At 59.2% G+C, this 21,148-nt stretch carries 21 protein-coding genes; 6 read left to right on the top strand and 15 right to left on the bottom strand.

Annotated elements, in window-relative coordinates; translation table 11 throughout:
- Window positions 1-21 precede the first annotated feature (21 nt).
- The 15 genes from ACE10Z_RS05480 to ACE10Z_RS05410 all read right to left on the bottom strand — a co-directional run bounded on the left by ACE10Z_RS05480 (window position 22) and on the right by ACE10Z_RS05410 (window position 14,858).
- Entirely contained in the window at window positions 22-1,275 is a 1,254-nt protein-coding gene (locus ACE10Z_RS05480) for a threonine/serine exporter ThrE family protein (protein WP_375787029.1), read from the bottom strand.
- A 65-nt stretch (window positions 1,276-1,340) separates the two neighbouring features.
- Window positions 1,341-2,303 carry an efflux RND transporter periplasmic adaptor subunit gene (locus tag ACE10Z_RS05475; RefSeq protein ID WP_375787028.1) on the bottom strand — a complete coding sequence of 321 codons (963 nt, stop codon included), beginning with the start codon at window positions 2,301-2,303 and terminating at the stop codon, window positions 1,341-1,343.
- Window positions 2,290-2,514: a DUF1656 domain-containing protein gene (locus tag ACE10Z_RS05470; RefSeq protein WP_375787027.1), complete on the bottom strand. Its 225-nt coding sequence runs from the start codon at window positions 2,512-2,514 to the stop codon at window positions 2,290-2,292. Before ACE10Z_RS05470 ends, ACE10Z_RS05475 begins: the two co-directional genes overlap by 14 nt.
- The gene (locus ACE10Z_RS05465) at window positions 2,501-4,567 is read right to left on the bottom strand and encodes an FUSC family protein (RefSeq protein WP_375787026.1); all 2,067 of its coding nucleotides are present in this window, start codon (window positions 4,565-4,567) and stop codon (window positions 2,501-2,503) included. The genes ACE10Z_RS05470 and ACE10Z_RS05465 overlap by 14 nt, the downstream gene beginning before the upstream one ends.
- A 51-nt stretch (window positions 4,568-4,618) precedes the next feature.
- A complete protein-coding gene (locus ACE10Z_RS05460; protein ID WP_375787025.1) occupies window positions 4,619-5,158 on the bottom strand; it encodes an FUSC family protein in 540 nt (179 codons plus the stop codon).
- A 38-nt stretch (window positions 5,159-5,196) separates the two neighbouring features.
- Entirely contained in the window at window positions 5,197-6,237 is a 1,041-nt protein-coding gene (gene cydB, locus ACE10Z_RS05455; RefSeq protein WP_375787024.1) for a cytochrome d ubiquinol oxidase subunit II, read from the bottom strand.
- A gap of 3 nt (window positions 6,238-6,240) precedes the next feature.
- Window positions 6,241-7,653: a cytochrome ubiquinol oxidase subunit I gene (locus ACE10Z_RS05450; RefSeq protein ID WP_375787023.1), complete on the bottom strand. Its 1,413-nt coding sequence runs from the start codon at window positions 7,651-7,653 to the stop codon at window positions 6,241-6,243.
- A 13-nt stretch (window positions 7,654-7,666) separates the two neighbouring features.
- Window positions 7,667-9,199, bottom strand: coding sequence for a malate dehydrogenase (quinone) (gene mqo, locus ACE10Z_RS05445; protein ID WP_375787022.1), 1,533 nt, complete (start codon window positions 9,197-9,199; stop codon window positions 7,667-7,669).
- Window positions 9,200-9,242: 43 nt separating this feature from the next.
- Window positions 9,243-9,647: a hypothetical protein gene (locus tag ACE10Z_RS05440; RefSeq protein WP_375787021.1), complete on the bottom strand. Its 405-nt coding sequence runs from the start codon at window positions 9,645-9,647 to the stop codon at window positions 9,243-9,245.
- A complete protein-coding gene (locus ACE10Z_RS05435; RefSeq protein ID WP_375787020.1) occupies window positions 9,644-10,078 on the bottom strand; it encodes a hypothetical protein in 435 nt (144 codons plus the stop codon). The genes ACE10Z_RS05440 and ACE10Z_RS05435 overlap by 4 nt, the downstream gene beginning before the upstream one ends.
- A gap of 52 nt (window positions 10,079-10,130) precedes the next feature.
- The gene (locus ACE10Z_RS05430; RefSeq protein ID WP_375787019.1) at window positions 10,131-10,394 is read right to left on the bottom strand and encodes a hypothetical protein; all 264 of its coding nucleotides are present in this window, start codon (window positions 10,392-10,394) and stop codon (window positions 10,131-10,133) included.
- A 140-nt stretch (window positions 10,395-10,534) separates the two neighbouring features.
- Window positions 10,535-11,959, bottom strand: a complete 1,425-nt coding sequence (fumC, locus tag ACE10Z_RS05425) for a class II fumarate hydratase (RefSeq protein WP_375787018.1) — start codon at window positions 11,957-11,959, stop codon at window positions 10,535-10,537.
- 123 nt (window positions 11,960-12,082) lie between these two features.
- Window positions 12,083-13,123, bottom strand: a complete 1,041-nt coding sequence (locus ACE10Z_RS05420) for an alpha/beta fold hydrolase (RefSeq protein WP_375787017.1) — start codon at window positions 13,121-13,123, stop codon at window positions 12,083-12,085.
- A 301-nt stretch (window positions 13,124-13,424) separates the two neighbouring features.
- Window positions 13,425-14,054: a hydrolase gene (locus ACE10Z_RS05415; RefSeq protein WP_375787016.1), complete on the bottom strand. Its 630-nt coding sequence runs from the start codon at window positions 14,052-14,054 to the stop codon at window positions 13,425-13,427.
- A 360-nt stretch (window positions 14,055-14,414) separates the two neighbouring features.
- On the bottom strand, window positions 14,415-14,858 hold the full coding sequence (locus tag ACE10Z_RS05410) for a YidH family protein (RefSeq protein ID WP_375787015.1): 444 nt from the start codon (window positions 14,856-14,858) through the stop codon (window positions 14,415-14,417).
- 201 nt (window positions 14,859-15,059) lie between these two features.
- Here ACE10Z_RS05410 and ACE10Z_RS05405 point away from each other — a divergent pair, with 201 nt between their 5' ends.
- The 6 genes from ACE10Z_RS05405 (at window position 15,060) to ACE10Z_RS05380 (ending at window position 21,109) form a co-directional block, all read left to right on the top strand.
- Entirely contained in the window at window positions 15,060-16,346 is a 1,287-nt protein-coding gene (locus tag ACE10Z_RS05405) for an ABC transporter substrate-binding protein (RefSeq protein ID WP_375787014.1), read from the top strand.
- 448 nt (window positions 16,347-16,794) lie between these two features.
- The gene (locus ACE10Z_RS05400; RefSeq protein WP_375787013.1) at window positions 16,795-17,460 is read left to right on the top strand and encodes an isochorismatase family protein; all 666 of its coding nucleotides are present in this window, start codon (window positions 16,795-16,797) and stop codon (window positions 17,458-17,460) included.
- Between the two features lie 141 nt (window positions 17,461-17,601).
- Window positions 17,602-17,883 carry a XapX domain-containing protein gene (locus ACE10Z_RS05395; RefSeq protein WP_375787012.1) on the top strand — a complete coding sequence of 94 codons (282 nt, stop codon included), beginning with the start codon at window positions 17,602-17,604 and terminating at the stop codon, window positions 17,881-17,883.
- Window positions 17,880-19,757, top strand: coding sequence for an amidohydrolase (locus tag ACE10Z_RS05390; RefSeq protein WP_375787011.1), 1,878 nt, complete (start codon window positions 17,880-17,882; stop codon window positions 19,755-19,757). The genes ACE10Z_RS05395 and ACE10Z_RS05390 overlap by 4 nt, the downstream gene beginning before the upstream one ends.
- Window position 19,758: 1 nt before the next feature.
- The gene (locus ACE10Z_RS05385; RefSeq protein WP_375787010.1) at window positions 19,759-20,223 is read left to right on the top strand and encodes a DoxX family protein; all 465 of its coding nucleotides are present in this window, start codon (window positions 19,759-19,761) and stop codon (window positions 20,221-20,223) included.
- Window positions 20,201-21,109, top strand: a complete 909-nt coding sequence (locus ACE10Z_RS05380; protein ID WP_375787009.1) for a glyoxalase — start codon at window positions 20,201-20,203, stop codon at window positions 21,107-21,109. Before ACE10Z_RS05385 ends, ACE10Z_RS05380 begins: the two co-directional genes overlap by 23 nt.
- Window positions 21,110-21,148 lie beyond the last annotated feature (39 nt).

Raw genomic sequence — 21,148 nt, 5'->3', positions numbered from 1 at the left:
TTCTCCTTCACTTGGGCTTGTTCAATCGTCCCGGGATTTGCGGCGCCAGTCACAAAAGTTATCGATGGCCATCTTCGGTATGATCAAGCCGAAACTCATGGCCAGTATGACGGCGACGGCAATGACGCCGTCCGCAATCGTGCGGCCGACAAGCTCCGACGTGGCCTCTGCCGTCGCAGCAATCTGCGTCAGCCCACTCATCATTCTGAAGACGTAGACCCCCGGGATCATCGACACGACGGACGCAAAGCCGATAGCCGCGAACGGTAGGTTGCAGCGACGTGAAACCGGTGTGAGTAGCAAGCCGACAACGAGGCAGGCCACGAACGCGCCCGCTGTCACGCCGAAGCCGAATTCGACGATCGCAATCCAACGCAAGGCATGGGCGAGCATGCCGACGGCGATTGGCCATGGCAGCATCTTCAGCGGGCTCGAGAAGAATACACTATAGCACGCTACCGCGACACCGGCCGCGGTTACATCAAGCCACAACGGCACTGTCTGGCCAGATGGATCAATCGGCAACGACACGTGGAACGGCAGGAGCCCGAGCAGCAGCCCAATTGAGATCGAGCCAATGACCAGGGCGGCATAGATCAGCCGCGCGGCGCCGAGGTGAATGCGCCCGCCGATCAGGTCCATCGCGCCGTTGAGGATGTGCGGTCCCGGCACCAACACCATACAGGGGCAAACCACAACGAGCCGGAGCGCCGTACTCAACTGGTAGTACACTGCCAATCCACCGACTAGGCCTGCTAGCAGCGCCGCGCAAAACGGCTGGACGAAGATGTTCGTGTTCACCCTCGCAATAAAGCGGCGAAGCAAACCGCCTACGCCTGCGCTGACGAAGATCACCATTACGGCTGGCAGGTGTTGAATGCCGAAAATAATTGCTAACGCAACCGCACCGGTTGCCGCGGCAAGCCCGAACAGCCAAGTCGGTGCCGGCGGCTCCTGTGCGACGACGTCGATTAGACCACGCGCCTCGACTGGTGAAAGACTACCAACCTCGATGTCCGTGACCACCTGCATCGCAGAAGCAACCCGGTCCATGTCAACGCCGGCTGGATCCACCGCAACATACGACGTTCGCGTAGCTTCCCCCTTGTCCACGCGCAACTTTAGCTCGCCCCAGCGTGGCAATAGCTCCGCCCTTGCGCCGAGCGTGCCGCAGAGCCGCTGTATCGCAGCGATGACCTGGTCGGTTGCCTGGCCGTTGACATAGAGGACTCTCGCGATCGCCAAACCCAGCCTGGAACATGCTTCGTCGGTCATGACGTGTTCCGACCCCGGACGTTGGAACTGGGTGCGCACAAGGTCAGAACCCGCTACATCGTGCTTCATGGTGCCCTCTGGACATGAGAATTGATCTCCACCGTCGCCGTCATGCCAATGACGAGCCGCAAATCTGCGGGCACTTCGTCGATACGAATCCGAATCGGTACGCGCTGCGCGAGACGAACCCAGGTAAAGACAGGATTTACGGTCGCGAGACCTGCGGCATCGGCTTGCGCATTCGGAACATTGATGCCTCGCGCTATGCTTTCGACGTGACCTTTGAGCACCTGGCGGTAACCCAGCAACTTGATTGCCGCCGCATCCCTCTCATGGATTTTCGAAAGGCTAGTCTCCTCGAAATAGCAGTCGATCCAAAAAGTGTCGACGTTGACGACTGAGATGCTCTTCTGCCCGATATTGACGTAGTCGCCGCGTTGCACCTGCAGATTGGTCACGTATCCGTTGACGGGCGAGAGAATGCGCGTACGTCCAAGATTAACGTTGGCCTGATCGAGATTTGCGGAGGCATGTCGATATGCCGCTTGCGCTGCAAGAGCGTTCGTAGCGTAGACCTCTTTTTCCTCAGTCGTTGCCGCGAGATCGTCCAACGCTTGCCGACGGCGAGACTCCGTTTCCGCGTTCTGTGCGGTCGCCCGTGCCTGTTCGAGGGCTGCTTCCGCTAGGCTCACACCGATCCTGTAGTCTGTCGGATCAATTACCATCAACGGATCGCCCTTGTGTATAAACTGATTGTCGGAAACCGGAAGCTCGGTAATCAGTCCCGACACCTGAGGCGCCATGGTCACAACATAGGCGCGCACGGTGGCATCGCGTGTCCAAGGTCCCTCCATGTACGCGTTCCATGCCGCCGAACCGCTCACGGCTGCGAGCCCCACTGCGAGGAGCGTCACCAACGCTGCCGTCACGTGGCGCGGCCGCAGTAGACGGCGGGCTTTCCCAAAGAACCGGGCGTGAGCGGCAGGCACCGTCGGGGCGGCCTTCAGCTTCAGGTCAACGTCCGACATAGCGCATCCAATCTGCGGTCAAGAGAACCAAGGCTGAAAGGATGATAACGTAGGTGGACAATTCCACGAGAGCCGGGTGCCAGGCGCGCCGCAATACGCGGCTTCGGCTTGCAACCCAGCGCACCGGCACCAGGATTAGCCAGGCCGCCACCATCATAATCGATATCGGCGCAACGCAGACGCCGAACAGATCGACTTCAACGAAGCTCATCGACGGTCCTCGAGCCGAAATAAGCAGCGTGTTGACGGAGCCCCTCTGAGATGGCACGGATGCTGCCTTGCACGCGCTGCACCGCGCGTGTTCTCGTATCCGGGACCGCCGACAGCGTGTTACCCAGTTCCTCAAGCCTTTTGCTCGCAATCACGCTGTCGCCCCAGCCAAGGGGCTCAAGGGCGGCTTCAATACGCATTGTGCAACCGAGTCGGCGGCCACGGCGCCGCACCTTGATAACTTCAGAGCCGATTGAAAGGGCAGCAAGCAGCCTGGCACGCTGCAGAGGCTGGGACTGCGAGGGAAAACTCGCGAGCCGAGCGTAGACGAGGTTCTCCCATGCAATTCTCGTTTGTGTCGTCTTCCTCGTGACCAGACGACGCAGGTCACGAAGCGTAAGACGCAACAAGCGGGCAACACGGAACGCCGGCGAAGGCGGTGGGATCAGGCGGAAAGCAAGTGTCGAGGCTCCGGCCCCTGCAATGATTGCCAGAGCATCATTGTAGTACTGTCCCGAGTCGTAACTTATCGGGTTCTCGGGCTTCAGGAACGGGATAAACCCCAGGGCAAGGAATCCGAACATCGCCGGCTGCCAGGGCTGCGTGGAAAGAGCTGCCGCTGGAATAATAACCACTCCGATCGCCAACGCCAGATAGATGAACGTCTCGCTACCAGGCAACACTGCGAATTTGATGATCGCGGCACAAACCGCGGCCGCAATAATGCCGAGCAGCCGACTTTTGGCGTCGGCATAGGGTTCATCCGCACCCGGCAACGAGTTGGCAATGACGAAAATCGTCGACCAGACGATTGCCAAGACTCCGCCTGGCCACGCCGTCACGATCCAAAACGCCGCGACAGCACAGATCATCAGAAATGTGCGTACTGCGTTGATCACCGCAGGGAGGCAGTCGGCGATCGGGAACTGCGCCGCACGAATTGTCCGTGCACTTTGATCGTGATCGGCCAGCAGCATCATGCCATCAAGTGACCGCGCAATGCCGATCAGCGCTTGCGCGACACCATCGGCCATCATCCGCAGTGATGACGTTTGGGCCGGAAGCGCCACCATCGTCCTCACGGCGCCAGCGCAGACGCGTCGCAAGCTAGCGGCGTCATCTGTCCATCTTGCTAGATTCCATTCGAGCGTCAACGAGCGCACCACCGCCGGAAGCTCTCGCAAAATGGCATCGGCTTCACTGCGTCGCTGCTTGTCTGGAAGCAGATCCAAATGATTGGCAACCAGCCGCCAATTCGAGAGCGCGACGAACAGCCCCTCCACGGCCGCGCGCAAGCCTTGCGGGCCAACACGCAAATCTGGCGCCTCTCCCATCACCTCGTCGATCACCGGGTCCAACGCGATCGTTCGTTGGATGAGGTCGCGGCGGCTCACACGCATAACATCGCCAGACGCTCCAGCGAGCGAGCGAACTAGTCCTGCTGCAACTGCGGCAGAGAGAGATGCTAACAACTTAGTCAGGCGCCGCCGTGCCCGGCCAAGATCAGTGCCGGCCATGACAACGGACGCGCTGACGATCCCGATCCAGATCTCACTGACCCGCGTCAGCGCCAACAGAAAGACGTGCCCGCTTGCTCCACCCGTCGCGCCGAGCTCGTCGCTCGCAATGATCGCTGCCGTGACGCCGGCGAGCGCGACACCGTATGCGACGAAATTTCGCAGAATCGTTGCCACGAAACTGCAACTAGCTCCCCAAAGAGCAAGGCCGAGCAGGAAACCAAGGCGATTTTGCGGGAACCAGGCGGTGAGGATCACGATCGCGACGGCGCCGAGCATCGTACCGACCATACGGAACCACGCCTTGCGGAGCGACGCGCCAAGGGTTGGCTGCGAGACGATCACGGCGCTCGTCGCCGCCCAATACGCGTTATCGAGCTGCAGCCAAAACGCAACGTAAAGGGCAACGTATGCGGCGGTCCAAAGACGCAGCGCGAACAGAACAGGTGGCAGCGAAGACGGCAGCCACTGGCGAAGCCCGAGCGATGCTTGCCGTATTAATCCGATTACCTGTGCTGGAAGCGGAATCGACTCCATTATTGCACCCTTCCCGTCCCGTCGGCTCGCAGAGCGCGACGCCGAGCTCGGTCACGAAGCCTGCTGTGTGCTCATGATTCTCCGCAGTAGATGAAAGCCGACCCATTGACATACGACGCCTATCCCGATGCCGACCACAGTATCGGCAAGCCGAAGCAGTGGCTGCCGCCATGCATCGTGAGGATCTATGGCGGCAACGACCATGACGACAACAGTCGTGATCCCCGTCGTGATGATGTCACCACGGCGCTGGAGCAAGATCATGACAATGGTGCCGATCGCCAGCAGCGCTGCTATGCCGACAGGCGAAGCCGGGAAGAGCCAAAGATACGGCAAGCACAGCGCGAAACTGACACATGTCGCGACCAGCCGCGCAATTCCTGCCGAAAGGCTATCGAGCTCCTTTTCCCTGAATACAAAAATCGCTGAAACAGCTGCCCACATGCCGCCCAGCAGATCAGTGGGCGTGTCGACAAGTCGCGTGAGGCCGACCGTCATCGCCCAGTATGAAAGGAGAGCGGCAATTGCCATCTCCAACGCGTAGACAAAGTCCACGGGGGAGATATTCGTCACTTTTTCCACGTTCGACATAGATCCGACCTCCAATTGCCTCTGTGAAAGCGGTCCGCCTACTCCGCTGGATGGGGTGAACCACTCGCCGCGAAGCGAGCATTGCCGGAGTCTTGTTGGCTACCGGACGCCGGCGGCACTTTGCCGCGAAAGACGCGATAACCGACGACGGCGTAGATCAACATAAGCGGAAAAACGAAGAGCCCTTCGCCCCAAAACATGAATGCAAGACTCGAATGCGGCGCCGCTGCGGATTCGATCGTGATGACGAACGGAACCATGTATGGCCAGAACGAAACCGCGAGCGTACCGAATGCTGAACTGAAGATCAGGATGACCATGTAGAACGGCCAACGGTCATTGTGCTGCAGAATGCTACGCGCAAGAAGCCACGCCGCAACCGCGCCGATCGCCGGAAAAACGAGGAGATATGGCCGATCAATCCATCGGTGCATGATCGGAAGGTGTGCGAGCAGCGCGTGGCAGAAGACGACGATCAGGAACGCCAACACGCAGGTCGCAAGAAAGGGAATTTGGCGACGCGCTTCGTCCCTTACTTGGCCCTCCGCTTTGCTGACCAACCAGCAAGCGCCGAGAAGTGCGTATCCAAAGCAGAGTGCAAGGCCACACAACATGGCAAAGCTAGTCATCCAGCCTAGGGCGCCGCCGGAATATTCGCCGTTGGTGAACTGCAGCCCCTCGACCAGCGCACCGACCATTACGCCTTGCATGAAGCTCGCCGCAAGCGAGCCGCCGGCGAAACAAATATCCCAGATCCAGCGCAGACGCTCAGTCTTGTTGCGATACTCGAATGATACTCCGCGCAGGATAAGGCCAGCCAACATGACGATGACCGGGATGTAAAGTGCCGATAGCACCGTCGCGTAGACAACTGGGAACGCGCTCCATAAGACCACCCCGGATACAACGAGCCAGGTCTCGTTGCCGTCCCAAAATGGTGCCACCGCGCGCAGCATCGTGCTTCGGCCGTTCTCGCTCCTTGTCAGACCGAACAGTATGCCTACGCCGAGGTCGAACCCGTCGAGCAAAAGATAAAGGAACATGCTGATGGCGAGAACCGCAACCCAGAACATGACCATCTTCTATTCTCCTGCGGTCAGAACGGTTCGACTTGTGATCCCGTCCCCGCTTGCCAACGACATGGGTCGGTTGGGCGAGGTGTCATGCCGAAACTCCGGCTCGTGTCGCGAGGGGCCAGCGCGCAGAAGCCAATAGAGGTAGAAAGTGCCGAATGAAAAGATGAACAGGTAGATTGCACCAAACAGGAGGAGCGAGCCCAATGCCGCGTAAGCCGTCAAGAAAGGAGTCATCGCCTGAGCCGTTCGCAACACCCCGTAAACCACCCATGGTTGGCGGCCGACTTCTGCAGTGTACCAGCCAGTAAGAATCGCGATGAACGGCAAAGGAAAGCTGAGGAAGATGGACCAAAGCAAAAATCGGCTGTGCACGAGGCGGCCGTTCAAGCTCAGATAGGATCCGAGCCAGGCTAATGCGAGCATCACGAGCCCACAGCCGACCATGATACGAAACGAGAAAAATGGAATTAGCACCGACGGACGATCCTGTGGCGGGAAATCGGTCAGTCCAACTTCCTTGGCCGTCAGGCTCAAGCTGCCGACGATGCTGCCAAGCACAGGCACCTTGACTTCGTATCTGTTACTTTCCGTGGCTGGATCCGGAAGAGCAAACAACACCTCGCTCGCCGGTTGTTCATCGTGCCAGCGCCCCTCGATCGCCGCGAACTTAGCGGGTTGAAACTCGTGCACATAGTCGCCGACCAAGTGACCGAACGCGATCTGGATCGGGACAAGCAACGCCGCAAGGAACAACCCCATCCTGAGCATTACCATGGCCTCAGCGTGGCATTTGTCACGCAACAAATACCATGCACCGCTCGCCGCAACGCAGAACGCCCCAGTGAGATAGGATGCCAGCAACATGTGCGGAAATCGGGACCACACAACCGAGTTAAAGATGATCTTCGTCCAATCATCCGGAACAAACTGGCCTTTCTGCAAGACGTAACCTACCGGCACCTGCATCCAGCTGTTGTTCACCATGATCCAGAATGCCGAAAGCGTCGTTCCAAAAGCCACCATGGCAATCGAAAACAGATAGAACCATGGCGTCACGCGCGTGCGCCCGAAGACGAGGACGCCGAAGAAGCCCGCTTCCAGCGCAAAGGCTGTGAAGGTCTCATACGACAGCAGCGGTCCCTGGATCGGGCCCGACATGTTCGACAGCACGCTCCAGTTCGTGCCGAACTGAAAGGCCATAACGACGCCCGACACCACCCCCAGACCAAAGGCGACGCCGAATATCTTGAGCCAGAACTGGAACAGAGTTCGGTAGACGGCTTCGCCGGTCCACAAGTACATTGCATCGAGCACAGTGAGCCAAGCCGCGAGGCCAATGCTGAACGCCGGGAAGATTATGTGAAAGGAAATTGTAAAGGCGAATTGCACCCGCGACAGAAGAAGGGCTGTGGCGTCCATCGGGATCCTCCCTTCAAGCCGGCTCAGCCGTCGGCGTGGTGTGCCGCGAAGCAGACGAGATATTGTCGAGCTTGAGGACCTCAGCTGTCGCGACGCGGATGTTTCGAGTGAAATCCGCATCGTCGATGAGCGAGATGCCATAAGATGGGATGATTTCCTTCAGCTTTGGCAACCAAGCGCTTGCCGTGAGCTCTTTCGAAAAGCATTTCTCCAACACACTGATAGCGATGTAGGCAGCGGTGGAAGCACCAGGCGAAGCTCCCAGAAGCGCGACAAGGGATCGATCGTCTGCCCCGACGAGTTCGGTTCCAAATTCAAGCAAGCCGCCGCGGTTGACGTCCGGCTTGATGATCTGAACGCGCTGACCGGCCACCTGCAGTCTCCAGTCCTTGCGATCGGCCTTTGGAAAGTATTCGTCCAGTGCCGCCAAGCGGTGACTCTCGGACTGCAAGACCTGCGCGATGAGATATTCCGTAAGATCGAAGTTGTCGCGCGCAACCGCAAGCAGCGGCTCAACATTAGCCGGCCGGATCGACTCAAAAAGATCGAGAACCGAGCCGAATTTGAGAAACTTGCTCGAGAAGCCGGCATACGGGCCGAACAGAAGCGAATGCTGGCCGCCGATGACGCGGGTGTCGAGATGCGGTACTGACATCGGCGGGGAGCCAACCGCCGCCTTGCCGTACACCTTCGCATGGTGGCGCTTATTGATTTCGGGATCGTCGCACCGCAGCCAGATGCCGCTGACCGGAAAGCCGGCGTAGCCGCGCGCCTCCGGAATGCCGGATTTTTGCAGCAGCGGCAACGCCCCGCCCCCCGCGCCGATAAACACGAACTTTGCCCTGACCGAACGCTCCTCACCGCTGTCGGTGTCACGCACTTCGATCCGCCAACGTCCGTCCTCTTCCCGAATCAGATTGGTGACGCGGGTCTTGTAGTGAACGAAGCAGTTGGGCTGGTCCGCAAGATGATGAACGAGATGATGGGTGAGCGCACCATAGTCAACATCCGTTCCAGTGATGATCCTCGTCGCGGCGACGGGATCATCACCAGCCCGCCCCTCCATCACCAGCGGCACCCAATCAGCGATCTTTTGCGGATCATCGCTATACTCCATCCCTTCGTAGCAGGGATGAGCCGCCATCGCCTTGAACCTCTTCCTGAGAAACGCGACGTTGTCGGCGCCGTGCACGAAGCTCATGTGCGGCACAGGATGAATGAATGAACGAGGATCTGCGATCCCGCCCTTTCTGACCATATAGGCCCAGAATTGCCGCGATAAGTCGAACTCAACATTGACTTCGAGAGCCTTCGAGATATCGATGCTCCCGTCCGCACGCTGCGGAGTATAGTTCATCTCGCAGTTTGCAGCATGACCGGTCCCCGCGTTGTTCCAGGCGTCCGAGCTTTCAAGACCGCAATCCTCCAGCGTCTCGAACATCGTAATCGAGAGGGACGGCTCGAGCTCCTTCAGAAACACACCTGTTGTCGCGCTCATGATGCCAGCGCCAATGAGAACTACGTCTGGTTGATCTGTGAATCGCATCTTCCTCTCCAAAACTCGTTGGATATCGGTAGTTATGGATTGCTTAGGCGGCGGCGGAATGCAGCTTTCGCGCGCGGAACGGCACGGTGGCACCTGGCTTGAGAACTACATAGGCACGGCACCAGGAGGAATCGTCGGTGAGTGTCCAGCTATGCCCGCTCCCGGCGGTGTCCTCGGCCAGCAGGATGTTGCCGGGATGAATTAGAAAGTGCTTGCCATCGCGCGTCTCAAAATCGAGCGTCCCCCTCAACGTTATGACTAGCTGCCGGATCGGCGCCGTGTGCCAATCGAAGCGTCCGCCTGACCCAGTCTCCTGAAAGGAAATCGAGGCCACATCCACCTTGCTGCTCAGCCAGTCCCCTCGCTGACCTGGCTCAAGTTCAATGAAGCCTTCCTCGAAATGCGAGTTATTGTCGTCGCCGGTCCATAGACGAACACATCGAATCATGGGTTAGCTCCTTTGACTCCTGCCGCCGTTTTCAGATCCGCGCTAATCGAGGTCGCGGATCGAAATGGGACGACAGTGTCCGGTTCGAGAACTGTGTAGAGCCGACGCCACGGCTGGTCGCCGATCAGCGTCCAGTTGTGACCGGCTCCGCTCGTGTCTTCCGTAAAGAGCACGTCGCCCTGTTGAAGTGTGAATCGCCCATCGGCAGTTTCGAATTCCAGCATGCCGCTTAGCGTAATGACCAACTGACGAGCAGGATCCGGATGCCACCCTAGTTTCGGGTCGGTGTCCGTCTGATGGAACACGGCCTCGTTGATCATCAGCTTCGAGCTGACGGCATCTCCCCGGAGCCCCACCTCAAGGTCGATGAAGCCTTCCCGGAAGTGCGATTTTCGGTCCGTTCCGGTCCACAGCTCGACGCATCGGATCATCACCTGCGTTCCTCCATTCTCAACTTGCGCTCCCAAACTCTGGCTGGACGCATCAACATCTGCAGATGTTGAGCTTCCTATCGAGCTCCCTGTTTAGTTCTTCCTGCCTGGCGTCAAACTCCGACTCGCGCCGCTGTACGGCCCGGTCCGGCGAGGAGCCGGGCGAGAATCGAGGTGAGCGCGGCTGCAGATGACCGATCGGCGCGTTGCCAAAGATGGTTCGTCCCGCTTCGATTGAGGGATCCGCAAGAACCCAACCAACTTGCAGAATCAGCGCCCCGCCGATCTGCACCGCAGTGAGACGCTTGGACCACATCGACCTGTTCCTCTTCTGCTGCGGGACGTTGCAAACGGTCTCGGACGAACACTGCTCGCTCGGACCGGCGGGCAAGCGCAGAGCGCTACAACAAGCCTGTTGCCTAGCCCGGACGGATCTTCGCCTATCGACGACGCGTTTCAGCCGGCGGCCATTGTCTTCCCGGCGGAAGCGACGTAAGGCTTCACCATCTTGGTGGGATCGACGACGCGATCAAACTCAGCTTCACTTACGAAGCCCAATTTGAGCGCAGCGGCCTTCAGCGTGAGATCGTTGTCCATGGCGTAGTGCGCGATCTTTGAGGCCTTGTCATAGCCAATCACCGGCGCGAGCGCGGTCACCAGCATCAGTGAACGTTCGACATATTCGTTGATCTTCTTCAGATTAGGCTTTGTCCCCTCCACGAGGAACTTTCGGAAGTTCGTGCAGCCGTCAGTCATGATCGTGATCGAGTGTGTGATGTTGAAGACCATCAGCGGCTTGTACACGTTCATCTCGAGATAGCCACCAGCACCGCCAAAGCCCACAGCGACGTCGTTCGCCATCACCTGCACCGCAATCATGGTGAGCGCCTCGCACTGGGTGGGATTTACCTTGCCTGGCATGATCGATGACCCCGGCTCGTTCTCCGGTATCAGCAATTCTGCAAACCCCGCGCGCGGCCCGCACGACATCAAGCGAATGTCGTTGGCGATCTTGTAAAGCGACACGGCGAGCGTACGCAGCGTGCCGGATAGTTGCACCAGGGCGTCATGGGCGCCCTGCACCGTGAATTTGTTCGGCGCGGTCGCGAAAGGGAGCCCGGTGAGCTTGGCGATTTCGGCCGCAGCGGCCTCGGCAAAGCCGGGCGCCGAGTTAATGCCGGTGCCGACCGCGGTACCGCCCAGCGCAAGTCGGTAGACGCCCGGTAGCGCCGCTTCGATCCGCTCGAGGTCATCTGACAGCATTCCGGCGTAGCCCGACCATTCCTGCCCCAGCGTCAGCGGGGTCGCGTCCTGCATATGTGTGCGGCCGATCTTGACGATATTGTCCCATTCCTTTGACTTGGCGGCGATGGCGTCGCGCAGCGCCGTCACTGCCGGAACGAGTCGCTGCTTGACGTTCACTGCAGCTGCAATGTTCATCGTGGAGGGGAACGAGTCGTTCGACGACTGCGCCATATTGACGTGATCGTTGGGATGCACCGGCGTATGGCTACCGAGCGCGGTACCGGCAAGCTGACTGCAGCGATTAGCGATCACCTCATTGACGTTCATGTTGAACTGCGTGCCGCTTCCGGTCATCCAGACATGCAACGGAAACATGTCGTGGTGCTTGCCAGCCAAGATTTCGTCACAGGTCTGGACAATGAGCTTATGTCTCGTGTCGTCCAAACGACCGCTTGCATGATTGGCGGTCGCGGCGGCCTTCTTGAGGATCGCGTACCCCGTGATCATTTCGCGAGGGATCAGGTCTTGGCCTATGCTGAAATGTTGAAGGGAACGCTGCGTTTGCGCACCCCACAGCTTGTCAGCGGCTACTTCCACAACGCCGAGACTGTCGGTCTCTTTCCTGAAGTCGGTCATCTGTTTCTTTCCTTGGCTTGGTTGCATTGCCGGCGATAGGCGGATCGATAGGTCTGTGCTTGGGCGCCATATTGGGCGCACTCGCGGACCGCCCGAGCCGATCCGCGAGTTCCCCGTCGTCGATCAACTCTCAGCGACGTCGATCACAGCTTCGACAAAGGCCTGCGGAACTTCCTGAGGCAGATTGTGCCCAATGCCGCCCTTGATCAGCCGATGCTCGTATCTTCCTGAGAACTTCTTTGCATACGCGCTGGGCTCCGGATGTGGCGCACCGTTGGCGTCGCCTTCCATCGTAATGGTGGGGACCGTAATTACGGGAGCTTCTGCGAGCCTATTCTCGAGGTCGTCATATTTCGCTTCACCGTTTGCGAGGCCCATGCGCCATCGATAGTTATGAACGACAATCGCAACGTGGTCGGGATTCTCGAACGACTTTGCACTCCGCTCAAAGGTGGCGTCGCTGAACTCCCACTTCGGTGACGCCAGTTGCCAAATGAGCCTCGCAAAGTCGCGTCGATATTTTTCGTACCCCTCCCGTCCGCGCTCGGTGGCAAAATAGAACTGGTACCACCATTCGAGCTCGGCTTTCGGCGGCAGCGGCAGCTTACCGGACGCCTGGCTGCCGATGAGATAACCGCTGACCGAAACCATCGCCTTGCATCGCTCCGGCCAGAGCGCCGCAATTACATTAGCTGTTCGAGCCCCCCAATCGAATCCAGCGAGGGTCGCTCTCTCAATCTTGAGAGTATCCATCAGAGCGATAATGTCGACTGCGACGGCGGACGGCTGACCGTTACGGAGCACGTCGTTCGAAAGAAAGCGAGTTGTGCCGTATCCGCGCAAATAGGGCACGATGACGCGATAACCGCTCGACGCCAGCGCCGGTGCTACGTCGACATAGCTGTAGATGTCATAGGGCCAGCCGTGCAGCAATATGACGACAGGCCCGTCCTGCGGACCCGCTTCAGCGTAACCCACATCGAGGGCGCCCGCGTCGACCTGCTTCAAAGCTGCGAACGACGTGTTTGTGCCGGCCTTGATGATGCTCGCCGATTTGGCTCGACCTGCCTCCGCGCTCGCGTCGGCAGAGATCAGAGCCGCTGCGCCACTCGCCGCAGCCGCGTACATGAATTGGCGACGATCAAACACAGATTGGCTCGACATGTCCGAACTCCCGTCGTCAGGCTCGATCAGTTGACTTGATGCGCAACGATGTTCGCACCGCATTCTCGAGATTGCTCGTTATCTGTTGTTAGACTCGGTTAGGCGTTGTTGGTGGAAGCGAGATCCCGGGTCGCCTCTCGATCAAATGACCGCAGATACGTAAGCTCCAGCACGACCTGCCCAGCTAACCAGCTGCGCGACATCGCAGCTGGTGTCGTCAAGCGAAGGTGGTTGTTGGATTGTTCACCGTCACCGCACGATGCAACCGCTGTCGCTTTAAAGTCACTCACGAGCACCGTTGTCACACGGGGTGAATCATGTCCCGAGCATAAGAGAGCCCGATTCCGTAGCCGCCACCGTGCGCCTCGACGATGGCGCGTGCCCCGTCATAGGTCGCGTGTCGCGTCCAGTCCCGCTGAAGCTCCAGAAGGATCTGTATCCAGGACGTCATCTTGGCACCGGCCGCTTCCATACGGCGAAGAGCGAGTTCATGACTGGCGGGCGTAATGCCGCCGCAGGCGTCTCCCACCACGTATACTTCATATCCGGCGGACAGCGCCGACAGGACGGGAAATGTTACACAGGCTTCGGTCAGCAACCCCGAGACAATCAATCGACGACGCGTGGTTGCCTCGATGGCGAGCCGCGCAGCGTCGTCCTCCCATGCATTCATATTGCGGCGTTCGAGAGCGACGACGTCAGGGATAGCCGCGTGTACGGCCGGCATGAGCGGCCCGCTATACACTTTCGTCGCCGAAGTTGACGCAATGACGGGCAGGCCGAAGACCTTGGCCGTGCGTGCGAGTGCGACGACGTTATTCAATAACGCCTGTCTGTCGATCGAACCGATACCAAAGGCAAGGCCGGCTTGCTGGTCGAGGAGGACCAGTGCGCAATCCTCAGGCTCCAGTAGCATGTCGATATCTTTCATGATTATGCTTCCTCTCCGCTTGTGGTTCGCGTTGGCATAAGGGCCTGGCTTCTACGACCAGATCTGGCCGGGTCGCGGTCACAAGATTCGACCCACTCGGCCTCGCCGCCTTCCAGGTAAAGCCGGCTGAGGTCTGTTGGCATTGCCGTCGACAAAGGGTCGAATGCCGAGACATCCTCGTCACGCGCGGTGGTCTCGCGGCCCCAATCAAGGCAGCTCTAGTCGCAATAGACCCGGCGTACGCAAATAGCCAAAGCTTAGCTGTCGGTGGCAGTACGCGCAGGTGGACGGTCCGAGAGGCGTCCGGTCATTGACTATGATAAACTGCACGGTCCCTCCTCCTCGTCAGGCAACTTAGGACTAGTGAACGCCGGTGCCTCCGATAAGCTTTAGGCCAACCTTACGCGACAACCAGCTGCGCTCGCGGGTCGGCCTTCCGGCATTCCTTGAAGTGCGTCCAACCGTAACGAGAGCCTCTCGCTGACGACGCAACACCGGTGACGCAAGGCGAACAATTCCGGCGGAGTGCACATCCTGATCGTCAATGCGAAGCGCTGTGTAAACGAAACGAGCCACCGCTCCAGCGATAGCCGCAAGACCTGTGAGCATGAGTGCCGGCCCTCCGTAGTTGCTGAGATGATCCTGCACCGAAGTCGAGAGTGCAACAGAGGCGCCGGCCGTCACCGTGGCGAGAACAGACCCCTTCTTGACGACAACACCGAAAGCAATGACGGACAGTCCGGTGCGCACCCACGCTAGGAACGTCCGTTCGTTTGCAGAATGATCGCTGTAACTGCGAATCATCGACGACCTCATCTACGTCTCGTTTTCGTGCAAACAAGCTAAGTCGACCGACGCAGGATGTCGCGTTAGGTGGTGTGAGGTGCCGTTAAGAGGTGCTTGGCCGAGCGAATGCGCGGTGAGCAAGTCGAGTTGGCTCGCAACAGTTAACGAGGTCTAACAAAGCATAACGGGCGCGGATCTCGGCTTTGCGCGAAGGTTGTCGTGATCAGCATTATCCATCGATCGCCTCGACGCAATCAGCAAGGCTTCACCAAGGAGATGCAGATGAAAGCAAGGAGTATCCTGACTGCTCTCGTTGCTTTAGCCTTTGTCCTAGGCAACGCACTGGCTAGCCCCCGGCTAGACCCGGAGCCCGATCCGACCGAAATCCGGATTGGAAACGTCATGCCCTACACGGGTTCATTGGCGGCTTTCAGCTCAATCGGCAGAGCAGAGGCGGCCTACTTTACCATGGTCAACGAACACGGTGGAATCAACGGCCGCAAGGTCCGTTTCATTTCCTACGATGACACCTCGGACCGCGGGACCGCGCTCGACAGGACACGACGGTTGGTGGAAGAGGATCAGGTCCTTCTGATGTTCGGGTCATTTGGAACACCGGCCAATCTCGCCGTGCGGTCGTATCTTAACGCACTCAGGATTCCACAACTATTCGTCGCATCCGGCGATCAGGAGTTCAGTAGGCCAGATACCTTTCCTTGGACCATGGGTTGGCAGCCATCGTCGCGCGCGGAGGGGCGCCTCTTCGCAAACTATATCGAGGCCTATTTTCCGGGACGGAAGATCGCAGTGCTCTGGGAGAACGCACAATTCGGGCGAGACCTCTATGCAGGTTTAGTAGAAAGCCTCAGCGAGAACGCTCAGATGATCATTTCGGAGACAACCTTCGATGCTTCGGACGAAACGCTTGACAGTCAAATCCACGTTCTGCGGGCATCGGGCGCGACCGTTTTGGTCATCGAGGGGGCGCCGGCAACAGCGGCCTTCGCTATCCGCAAGGCCGCCGATGTCGGATGGGCGCCGACCATTCTGCTCGATAATGCGCCCACTTCCATTGCCAGCGCGCTACGGCCAGCAGGGCTCCAAAATGCAATAGGCGTGGTCTCGACCGCCTTTCTCAAGGATGCGGGCGACCCGAAATGGCAGGATGATCCCGGCATGAAAGAGTGGTTGTCCTTCATGACGCGGTTTTATCCGGACGGCGAGAAAGACGACAAAAACGCGGTTTTCGGATACGCAGCAGCTGCGACGTTGACGCAGGTATTGAAGCAATGCGGTGACGACCTCTCCCGGGAGAACGTCATGCGGCAGGCAACGTCACTCCGGGATTTCCGCAGCTCAGTGATGCTTCCGGGAATCTCGATCAACACCAGTTCAACAGATGCCCGCCCTATCAAGCAAACGCAATTAGTGGAGTTTGACGGTCGCACCTGGTTGTCGATTGGTGAGGTTCTCAATACCGCCTTCAACGAATCCGGTCATCGCTGAGCTAGCGTGCGGAAGAGTTCACCTGTCTCGCGCGCGTTCGCAACTCCGTCTTGAGGTGTCTGTAGCATGGGCTTCCGGTATTCGTGAGACACCTTGACTCATCGATGCGAAGATCGAACAAGATGCTTTGATCGCAAGCGAGATTGAGCGTGCCTGAAAACGCCTAGAGTCAAGCTGGACGTCCCACGCGCACATTCGCCCGCCGCATCCAAATCCGGATATCGAAAGCGACCGTTCGCAAGCATGCGTCGGAAGGCGGATCCAGTTACGTGAGCAGCTTCCGCGTGGCTCCCTCCGGGTAATACCCTCAGCAACGCCTAACGGCAGCTAACATCACATAACGAGTAATCTCTGGGTTTCTGGGCGACTGTTGTGGCGCACCAACGGGACCGACCGGTCCATGCAAATCGGTGAAACCAGAGATCGTTTCAAGGACAAGGAGCTCCAAATGGCACACATCCTCCCCAGCGGCGGCGGCAAAGCATTGATGAACGTGGACGATACGGCCCTGCTCTTACTCGACCATCAATCGGGCCTGTTTCAGGCCGTCAAGGACATCAGCGTAACCGAGTTGCGCGCTAATGTTTGCGCGCTCGCCCGGATTGCTACCCTGCTGAAGCTGCCCATCATCACAACCGCCTCGGTTCCGGACGGACCCAACGGGCCGGTCATGCCCGAAATCGCCGAGTTGGCACCGCATGCCGTCTATGTGCCACGCCAAGGCGAGGTCAATGCGTGGGACAACGATCAATTCGTGAAGACCGTCCGGGAAACAGGAAAGAAAACGCTGATCATGGCTGGTGTCTGGACCAGTGTTTGTGTGATGTTTCCCGCGCTCGACGCGAAGGCTGCCGGCTTCAACGTCTACGCCGTAACCGATGCATCCGGCGATCCCACAAAGATGGTGTCCGAGACAACAATCGCGCGCTTTGTTCAGTCCGGGATCGTGCCCACGTCCACTAACGCCATCATCTGCGAGCTTCATCGCACCTGGAGGCGCCCTGAGGCAACCGAAATCGCGGAAATCTACACCGTCGCCACGCCGGAATATCGGTCCGTTATGGAAAGCTATCAAAACGCAAAGCGCGTCGGATCGACAGAGAAGAACCGGTGAGGTGATAGCACGTTGCGCCGCCCGCTATCTTTCTGTGGATTTAACGTCGAATAGCGGGTGGCGACCGTTGATTTTGGCCGCTGCCGTGAGACGTGACGCCCGGCCCCAATAGCGTCGTTGGCAGCAGATGAGGAGACATCTATGAAGGCCTATGTTTTGTCTCTCGGCGCCGGCGTTCTCGTCGGCGCGATCTACAGTCTTCTCAACGTGCGTTCGCCGGCACCGCCTCTTGTCGCGTTGGTAGGTCTGCTCGGCATTCTCATAGGTGAGCAGGTGATCCCCATCACCAAGCAAGTGATGTCTGGGTACAGTCTGTCTGCCGCCTGGCGACAGGCGAGATGTACACCTCATATGTTTGGAATGCTCCCGGGGCGGCAAGCCAGTGCTTCGGCAACCGTGAAAGCAATGGAGGAGACAACATGAACGCAGCCGATATCGTTCTCTATCGTGGGCTGTTTGCCACGCTTGATCAGACGAACCCGACAGCAAGCGCTGTCGCCATCAAGGATGGCGTTTTCACGGCGGTAGGGCACGATAGCGACGTGATGAAGCTTGCCGGATCTTCGACCAAGATTATCGACCTGAAGGGTCGGCGCGTCCTTCCCGGCTTGATCGACAATCATCTCCACATCATCCGCGGCGGGCTCAATTTCAACATGGAGCTGCGCTGGGACGGCGTGTGGTCGCTTGCCGACGCGATGGGCATGCTGAAGAAGCAGGTCGCGATCACGCCGCCGCCGCAATGGGTGCGGGTCGTCGGCGGCTTCACCGAGCATCAGTTCGCCGAGAAGCGGCTGCCAACCATCGACGAGCTCAATGCGGTAGCTCCGGACACGCCAGTCTTCATCCTGCATCTCTACGACCGCGCCATTCTCAACGCTGCGGCGCTGCGCGCCGTCGGCTACACCAAGGATACACCAGAGCCGCCGGCGGGCGAGATCGTGCGCGACGCGAGGGGTAATCCGACCGGCTTGCTGCTCGCAAAGCCGAACGCCAATATCCTTTATGCGACACTCGCGAAGGGTCCGAAGCTGCCATTCAACTACCAGATCAATTCGACCCGGCACTTCATGCGCGAGCTGAACCGGCTCGGTATTACCGGCGCGATCGACGCCGGCGGCGGCTTCCAGAACTATCCCGAAGACTACGCGGTGATTCAGAAGCTCTCCGATGAGGGGCAGCTCACGATCCGGCTCGCCTACAACCTGTTCACGCAGAAGCCGATGGGTGAGAAGGACGACTTCCTCAACTGGACCCGGACGTCCAGGTACAAACAGGGCACCGACTATTTCCGCCACAATGGCGCAGGCGAGATGTTGGTGTTCTCGGCCGCCGATTTCGAGGACTTTCGCGTCGCACGACCGGACATGCCGCCCGAGATGGAGGGCGAGCTGGAAGAGGTCGTCCGCGTCCTGGTTCAGAACAAATGGCCGTGGCGGTTGCACGCGACCTATGACGAGACGATCTCGCGCGCGCTCGACGTGTTCGAGAAGGTTAACCAGGACACGCCACTCGAAGGCCTGCACTGGTTCTTCGACCATGCCGAGACGATCTCCGACCAGTCGATCGACCGCATCGCCGCGCTCGGCGGCGGCATCGCCGTGCAGCACCGCATGGCCTATCAAGGCGAATATTTTGTCGAGCGCTATGGTTACGGCGCCGCAGAAGCGACGCCACCGGTGAAGAAGATCATCGACAAGGGCGTCAAAGTGTCCGCGGGCACCGATGCGACCCGGGTCGCCTCCTACAACCCCTGGGTTTCGCTCGCCTGGCTGGTGACGGGCATGACCGTCGGCGGCTTGCGTCTCTATCCGGCGCGCAACTGCCTCGACCGCGAGACCGCGCTGCGGATGTGGACCGAAAACGTCACCTGGTTCTCCAACGAAGAGGGCAAGAAAGGGCGCATCCAGGTCGGGCAGCTCGCCGACTTGATCGTCCCGGATCGCGACTACTTCTCGTGCAGCGAGGCTGAGATCGCCGACACGACAAGCGATCTCACGGTGGTCGGTGGGCGCATCGTCTACGGCGCCGGCGACTTCAAGGCGCTCGACACCATGGCGCCGCCGCCGGCGATGCCGGACTGGTCGCCGGTGCGCAGCTTCGGTGGCTACGGCGACTGGCTTGACGCTGACGGGAAGGCGAAGGCGGTGAGGACGAACGCCATGCAAATGTGCGGTTGCAGCAATACCTGCGGCATGCACGGCCATGACCATGCTCGCGCCTGGTCCAGCAGGCTGCCGGTATCCGACCTCAAGGGCTTCTGGGGCGCGCTTGGGTGCGCCTGCTGGGCGGTGTGAGATGCTGACAAAAGCGGACATACCAAGCTGGATTGCCGCCATTCTCTCGTGGCCAGCGCTCTTGCCGATCTCGAGGATCGCGCTGGTCTCGGCCTTCCTAATCGGGGGGATCCAGAAGCTGTCGGACTTCAATGGAGCGGTCGCGGAACAGGCGCATTTCGGGCTCGAACCGGCGTGGCTCTGGGCCATCGCCGCAATCATCGTCGAGCTCAGTGGCTCCGTGCTCGTGATTTGGGGGCGCTTCGTCTGGCTTGGCGCGGGCGGCCTCGGCGTCCTGACCGCGGTCGCGATGTTCACCGCAAACAGCTTTTGGAGCATGGAGGGACATGATCGCTTCATGGCCCTGAACGCATTCTTTGAGCATTTGGGCCTAATAGCCGGCTTGGTGCTCGTTTCGGTCCTGTCCATACGTCCGCAGAGCGAAAAATCGCACGAGGCATTCCATGACCTGCAACCGTCTCCCTAGCATCCTGCTGGTTTTGTCACTCTTGGCGCTCGCGCCACCGGCCACGGCGCGGGACGCGGCACTGCGTGCCGCTCCGCAGGTCGGCGTCGGCGCACAATATGACACCACCCATGTCTATGTGGCACCTGACGACGTCGACAAATTCGCTTCAAGCTTCCTCGCCACCTTCGGCGGTCAGAGCACCAAGCAAGTGGTCGCCACGGTGACCCCCACTCGAAGCAGCACGACGTCCCAACTCCTACAGACGCCGGTCGGCACCGTCTCCCTGTTCGGGTTCAAGACACCAATCCCCTACCCGTTCGGCGCGGAACGAACGGGCTATCTGGTCACCGACATCGACGAAGCGATCAAGATTGCCAAAGCCGACGGCGCTGACGTTCTTGTCGCAACCTTTCCCGACCCGATCGGCCGAGATGTGGTGGTTCAATGGCCCGGCGGCGTCAACATGCAGCTCTATTGGCACACGACAAAGCCAGCATACGCAGCCTTCGAGACAATCCCGGAGAACCGGGTCTACATCTCGCCCGAGCGTGCCGATGTCTTTGCACACAGCTTCCTGCACTTTTCGCATGGGAAGGTCGTTTCGGACGATTCCAAGGCCCCAGGAGTCGAGATCGGCCGGCCCGAGGACACCTACCGCCGCATCCGTATCGAATCGATCTTCGGCAAGGTAACCGTGTTGGTCACGAATGGACACCTTCCCTACCCTTATGGACGCGAACTGACTGGCTACGAGGTCAACGATCTACAGGAGACCTTGACGAAGGCGAAGACTTCAGGCGCAATTATTCTCGTAGAGCCGTACACTTCCGATGGAAGATCGGCGGCAATGGTACAGTTCCCGGGTGGTTATATCGCAGAAATTCATACAGTCGCACCGAAATAGGTGTCGGGATGAGGGTCGACTTGCCACGAGGCGTTTTGC

It is taken from the genome of Bradyrhizobium sp. Pha-3 (assembly GCF_042258615.1).
Taxonomy (GTDB): Bacteria; Pseudomonadota; Alphaproteobacteria; order Rhizobiales; family Xanthobacteraceae; genus Bradyrhizobium.
The sequence above is the reverse complement of the archived record's forward strand: the minus strand, read 5'-3'. Positions and strand labels throughout refer to the sequence as shown.

Coding starts and splice junctions, on each gene's coding strand:
- ACE10Z_RS05480 (WP_375787029.1), bottom strand. CDS start 1,275: ATGACCGACGAAGCATGTTCCAGGCTGGGTTTGGCGATCGCGAGAGTC.
- ACE10Z_RS05450 (WP_375787023.1), bottom strand. CDS start 7,653: ATGGACGCCACAGCCCTTCTTCTGTCGCGGGTGCAATTCGCCTTTACA.
- fumC (WP_375787018.1), bottom strand. CDS start 11,959: ATGACCGACTTCAGGAAAGAGACCGACAGTCTCGGCGTTGTGGAAGTA.
- ACE10Z_RS05415 (WP_375787016.1), bottom strand. CDS start 14,054: ATGAAAGATATCGACATGCTACTGGAGCCTGAGGATTGCGCACTGGTC.
- mqo (WP_375787022.1), bottom strand. CDS start 9,199: ATGCGATTCACAGATCAACCAGACGTAGTTCTCATTGGCGCTGGCATC.
- ACE10Z_RS05390 (WP_375787011.1), top strand. CDS start 17,880: ATGAACGCAGCCGATATCGTTCTCTATCGTGGGCTGTTTGCCACGCTT.
- ACE10Z_RS05470 (WP_375787027.1), bottom strand. CDS start 2,514: ATGAGCTTCGTTGAAGTCGATCTGTTCGGCGTCTGCGTTGCGCCGATA.
- cydB (WP_375787024.1), bottom strand. CDS start 6,237: ATGGTCATGTTCTGGGTTGCGGTTCTCGCCATCAGCATGTTCCTTTAT.
- ACE10Z_RS05460 (WP_375787025.1), bottom strand. CDS start 5,158: ATGTCGAACGTGGAAAAAGTGACGAATATCTCCCCCGTGGACTTTGTC.
- ACE10Z_RS05440 (WP_375787021.1), bottom strand. CDS start 9,647: ATGATTCGATGTGTTCGTCTATGGACCGGCGACGACAATAACTCGCAT.
- ACE10Z_RS05435 (WP_375787020.1), bottom strand. CDS start 10,078: ATGATCCGATGCGTCGAGCTGTGGACCGGAACGGACCGAAAATCGCAC.
- ACE10Z_RS05410 (WP_375787015.1), bottom strand. CDS start 14,858: ATGATTCGCAGTTACAGCGATCATTCTGCAAACGAACGGACGTTCCTA.
- ACE10Z_RS05465 (WP_375787026.1), bottom strand. CDS start 4,567: ATGGAGTCGATTCCGCTTCCAGCACAGGTAATCGGATTAATACGGCAA.
- ACE10Z_RS05420 (WP_375787017.1), bottom strand. CDS start 13,123: ATGTCGAGCCAATCTGTGTTTGATCGTCGCCAATTCATGTACGCGGCT.
- ACE10Z_RS05385 (WP_375787010.1), top strand. CDS start 19,759: ATGCTGACAAAAGCGGACATACCAAGCTGGATTGCCGCCATTCTCTCG.
- ACE10Z_RS05475 (WP_375787028.1), bottom strand. CDS start 2,303: ATGTCGGACGTTGACCTGAAGCTGAAGGCCGCCCCGACGGTGCCTGCC.
- ACE10Z_RS05400 (WP_375787013.1), top strand. CDS start 16,795: ATGGCACACATCCTCCCCAGCGGCGGCGGCAAAGCATTGATGAACGTG.
- ACE10Z_RS05395 (WP_375787012.1), top strand. CDS start 17,602: ATGAAGGCCTATGTTTTGTCTCTCGGCGCCGGCGTTCTCGTCGGCGCG.
- ACE10Z_RS05380 (WP_375787009.1), top strand. CDS start 20,201: ATGACCTGCAACCGTCTCCCTAGCATCCTGCTGGTTTTGTCACTCTTG.
- ACE10Z_RS05430 (WP_375787019.1), bottom strand. CDS start 10,394: ATGTGGTCCAAGCGTCTCACTGCGGTGCAGATCGGCGGGGCGCTGATT.